Source organism: Levilactobacillus lindianensis (genome assembly GCF_003946095.1).
GTDB lineage: Bacteria > Bacillota > Bacilli > Lactobacillales > Lactobacillaceae > Levilactobacillus > Levilactobacillus lindianensis.
Genome location: NZ_RHOD01000047.1, coordinates 1 through 4,030, shown reverse-complemented (window position 1 = coordinate 4,030; position 4,030 = coordinate 1). Strand labels below are relative to the sequence as shown.

Here is a 4,030-nt window from a genome sequence, read left to right as displayed (position 1 = left end):
AAAAAAAAAAGTGTAATAAACCATTGATACATAAGCTTATAACACACTTTTACAATTTGAGCAGTGAGCAATGAGCACATGGGGGGTGTCGTAGTGCCCCCATGTTTTTTCCGCTCCCAATCAGTAAAAAATCAAAACCAAAAAGCAGATCAGCAAAAACCGCTGAACTACTTTTTAAAACCGTGGTTGCACCACACTGCCAAGCTGATGTCAGCTTGACCACCACACTTGCCGCCGTGGGGCTCGGGAAAGCAAAGGTTGCTTTCCAGTTCATCAGGCTTCTGGGTTGAGTGAAGTCAGTCAACTCCTTAAAGCCTCAAAAAGGGGCTAACTGCTAAAAGCAGCAAGCCCCTTTAATTCGATTTACCGTTGACTAACAGCTAGACAGAACTCTATTGCTAGAATGATATAGCCCTATTTAGCTTATATTTGCGTTCTAAGCACTTTAACGCTTTAAACTTGTATCTCTTTCAGGTTTCCGTTTAGATTGCTTAACAGGCTCATTTGGCGCTTTTAAGCCCACTTTGTGCCACGTCTCGGGTTTCATATGCACTTTATCGCCTAGTTTTTCTTTCAACACCTTGAACATACGCTTAATCAAATCTTGCGCATGATTTAATTGCGTCCGCAATTTGCTATTTTCAGCTTGCAGTTTATCATTCTTCATTTCCAATTCAAGCGCCCGACTACTAGCTTTAATTTCACTATCATGAGCTCTTTCAGCGTCAGATTTTGCATGGAGTGAATCAATAAAAGCACTCTTGGCATAAATTGCTCCCTGTTTCATTTGCTCAAAATCGTCTTTTTTAACCAACACGTAGCCTTTTTTAAAGCGTGGTTGTAAGGTTTCAACATTGACTACATCAAAATCAGATTTTTTAAAATCTTCGAATTCTTGTCTCTGTTTTTTTGTATCTGCTTTAACCGTCTCTAATTCTTGACGCATAGCCTTGTATTCAGGCACAGACAAATTTTTACGCTCTTTGTTTTTTTGACCCCGTTCAAGCTTAAAACCTTTGGACTGTAAGAACTCGGGTAGCTCATCTTGCACCTGTTGCAGGGCTTCCCGATTAAACACCCGCTTAGCCGACAGTTTATTATCTTTATCAAACGGCACGATCCCCATATGCATATGGGGCGTGTGCTCGTCTAAATGCACCCAAGCATAGCGGATATTCTCGTCCCCAAACTTTTCAGCAAAGTACTGTTTAGCAGTTTCAAAATAGGCTCTGGTCTGTTTTTCGTCCAGTTGCTCAAAGAACTCCTTATCACTCGTAATAACCCACTCATTGGCTAAGACAGCGTCTTTACGGACAGCTCGGGAGCCAGCCTTGCGTTCGTCAATATAAGACTGAATATCCGTCTTAAAATTGTTCGTCCGTCCAGCCACCAAATCATAGTTCAAATGTGACCGTGAGACATCAATATCTTGGTTGCTATGATTGCTAGTTTTCCGTTGGTCGTGATTACCCAAACCAACCAAATTATCAGCTTTCAATTTCTGCATTCTTGCGACAACAAAACTCATTCCACACACCCCCTAATTCGGACACCGTCCATGTAAAGTATAACCCACTATACTTTACTTCGCAAAGTGTGGTCTCTACCGAGGGTCGCTTTGCCAGCGGGACAGACCCCACCGCTCATTTTCCTACTCGGAAAATCTTGCTCTCGTGGCAGTTAATTTTGGCTGTTCTCTTCCGCCAAAATAATCGCCACTCACGGTTTTGCTTTCCAAGCAAAAAAAGAAATGGATCACTTATCCATTTCTTTCTAAAACAGTTCTTATTCATTTCGCTTTGAATAAGAATACCCTAAATCATCGGGTCTTTGTTTTTGCCAGTTTGATTTAATATATTCTTTAATAACTAACGTGTTTCTTTCAGTCGCAATTTCAAACCAACCAGCAGGACATTCATCAGACATACAATAATCCAATAAGTCTTTTAAATGAGTAATATTATTCTCTGAAATAAAAACAAACATATCCTTTAATGCTTCTCTTTTATCCCCTGTCGAAAGTCCTAAACAACTTTCCAAATCAAAACCACCATAAGCCTGAATCTTAGAATCGTCATATCTATATTTTTCAGGGTTATCCATATGAGTTAAATAACGCACAGCACCAGTTAAGCTACTTACACGTTGAGGTATAGGAGCTCTTAAAAGTCTAGCTAATTCATCAATTTGTTCAAAAGATTTATACCCTTTATAATTCAAAACAAGATGATAATGTGCCTTCTTTCGTTCCCCATCAGGATTTACATCTTTATCATGCAATGGACTAACAGCAACAGGCTCCATTCTGATAATATCCAACCAATCTTTCGGTGCGCTTTCAGGGTAGACTATAATTCCCCAATTACGTCCACGTTTAAACGGACGCTTAGTTTTTGGATTTAAATTTTCACGGGGGACCGTCCAATCAATATTAGCTTTATTCGTCATATGTTATAATAACCTCACATTCATTTTGGTTAGCGTCCTCGTCACAGGGCGCTTTTTTTATTGTTATTTATAAATTGTGCCAGCTTCCGAAACTTGGTTAATCAAAAAATTAACCAAACCAGATTTCGTCATGCCATATTTTTGTGCCAATTCTTCCAGTTTTCCATTAGTTTCAACAGGAATAGATAAAGTAACCTTTTTCTTTTCAATTTCAACCACAAAAAACACCTTCTTTCATACTAATTTAAGTGGACTAATTCAACTGTATTACATAATTCTATCGTACATACATAAGAAATACAAGGGGGCTAAAAAAAACAAAAAAAAAGTGTAATAAACCATTGATACATAAGCTTATAACACACTTTTACAATTTGAGCAGTGAGCAATGAGCACATGGGGGGTGTCGTAGTGCCCCCATGTTTTTTCCGCTCCCAATCAGTAAAAAATCAAAACCAAAAAGCAGATCAGCAAAAACCGCTGAACTACTTTTTAAAACCGTGGTTGCACCACACTGCCAAGCTGATGTCAGCTTGACCACCACACTTGCCGCCGTGGGGCTCGGGAAAGCAAAGGTTGCTTTCCAGTTCATCAGGCTTCTGGGTTGAGTGAAGTCAGTCAACTCCTTAAAGCCTCAAAAAGGGGCTAACTGCTAAAAGCAGCAAGCCCCTTTAATTCGATTTACCGTTGACTAACAGCTAGACAGAACTCTATTGCTAGAATGATATAGCCCTATTTAGCTTATATTTGCGTTCTAAGCACTTTAACGCTTTAAACTTGTATCTCTTTCAGGTTTCCGTTTAGATTGCTTAACAGGCTCATTTGGCGCTTTTAAGCCCACTTTGTGCCACGTCTCGGGTTTCATATGCACTTTATCGCCTAGTTTTTCTTTCAACACCTTGAACATACGCTTAATCAAATCTTGCGCATGATTTAATTGCGTCCGCAATTTGCTATTTTCAGCTTGCAGTTTATCATTCTTCATTTCCAATTCAAGCGCCCGACTACTAGCTTTAATTTCACTATCATGAGCTCTTTCAGCGTCAGATTTTGCATGGAGTGAATCAATAAAAGCACTCTTGGCATAAATTGCTCCCTGTTTCATTTGCTCAAAATCGTCTTTTTTAACCAACACGTAGCCTTTTTTAAAGCGTGGTTGTAAGGTTTCAACATTGACTACATCAAAATCAGATTTTTTAAAATCTTCGAATTCTTGTCTCTGTTTTTTTGTATCTGCTTTAACCGTCTCTAATTCTTGACGCATAGCCTTGTATTCAGGCACAGACAAATTTTTACGCTCTTTGTTTTTTTGACCCCGTTCAAGCTTAAAACCTTTGGACTGTAAGAACTCGGGTAGCTCATCTTGCACCTGTTGCAGGGCTTCCCGATTAAACACCCGCTTAGCCGACAGTTTATTATCTTTATCAAACGGCACGATCCCCATATGCATATGGGGCGTGTGCTCGTCTAAATGCACCCAAGCATAGCGGATATTCTCGTCCCCAAACTTTTCAGCAAAGTACTGTTTAGCAGTTTCAAAATAGGCTCTGGTCTGTTTTTCGTCCAGTTGCTCAAAGAACTC

At 39.6% G+C, this 4,030-nt stretch carries 6 protein-coding genes; all 6 read right to left on the bottom strand.

Annotated elements, in window-relative coordinates:
* Positions 1-49: 49 nt before the first annotated feature.
* A complete protein-coding gene (locus tag EKM70_RS11005) occupies positions 50-274 on the bottom strand; it encodes a hypothetical protein (protein WP_125547775.1) in 225 nt (74 codons plus the stop codon).
* Positions 275-445: 171 nt separating this feature from the next.
* The gene (gene mobV, locus EKM70_RS11000) at positions 446-1,528 is read right to left on the bottom strand and encodes a MobV family relaxase (protein WP_125547773.1); all 1,083 of its coding nucleotides are present in this window, start codon (positions 1,526-1,528) and stop codon (positions 446-448) included.
* A gap of 257 nt (positions 1,529-1,785) precedes the next feature.
* Positions 1,786-2,448, bottom strand: a complete 663-nt coding sequence (locus tag EKM70_RS10995; protein ID WP_084989074.1) for a replication protein — start codon at positions 2,446-2,448, stop codon at positions 1,786-1,788.
* 63 nt (positions 2,449-2,511) lie between these two features.
* Positions 2,512-2,667 (bottom strand): protein repA, encoded by a 156-nt coding sequence (locus EKM70_RS10990; protein WP_125547772.1) that lies wholly within the window; start codon positions 2,665-2,667, stop codon positions 2,512-2,514.
* A 148-nt stretch (positions 2,668-2,815) separates the two neighbouring features.
* Positions 2,816-3,040 carry a hypothetical protein gene (locus tag EKM70_RS10985; protein WP_125547775.1) on the bottom strand — a complete coding sequence of 75 codons (225 nt, stop codon included), beginning with the start codon at positions 3,038-3,040 and terminating at the stop codon, positions 2,816-2,818.
* A 171-nt stretch (positions 3,041-3,211) separates the two neighbouring features.
* Positions 3,212-4,030 (bottom strand): MobV family relaxase (mobV, locus tag EKM70_RS10980; RefSeq protein WP_125547777.1); only part of this gene is annotated, 819 nt, incomplete at its 5' end.

What these genes read in the sequence shown, in the direction of transcription:
- EKM70_RS11005 (WP_125547775.1), bottom strand. Translation starts at nt 274, where the DNA reads ATGAACTGGAAAGCAACCTTTGCTTTCCCGAGCCCCACGGCGGCAAGT.
- EKM70_RS10985 (WP_125547775.1), bottom strand. Translation starts at nt 3,040, where the DNA reads ATGAACTGGAAAGCAACCTTTGCTTTCCCGAGCCCCACGGCGGCAAGT.
- mobV (WP_125547773.1), bottom strand. Translation starts at nt 1,528, where the DNA reads ATGAGTTTTGTTGTCGCAAGAATGCAGAAATTGAAAGCTGATAATTTG.
- EKM70_RS10995 (WP_084989074.1), bottom strand. Translation starts at nt 2,448, where the DNA reads ATGACGAATAAAGCTAATATTGATTGGACGGTCCCCCGTGAAAATTTA.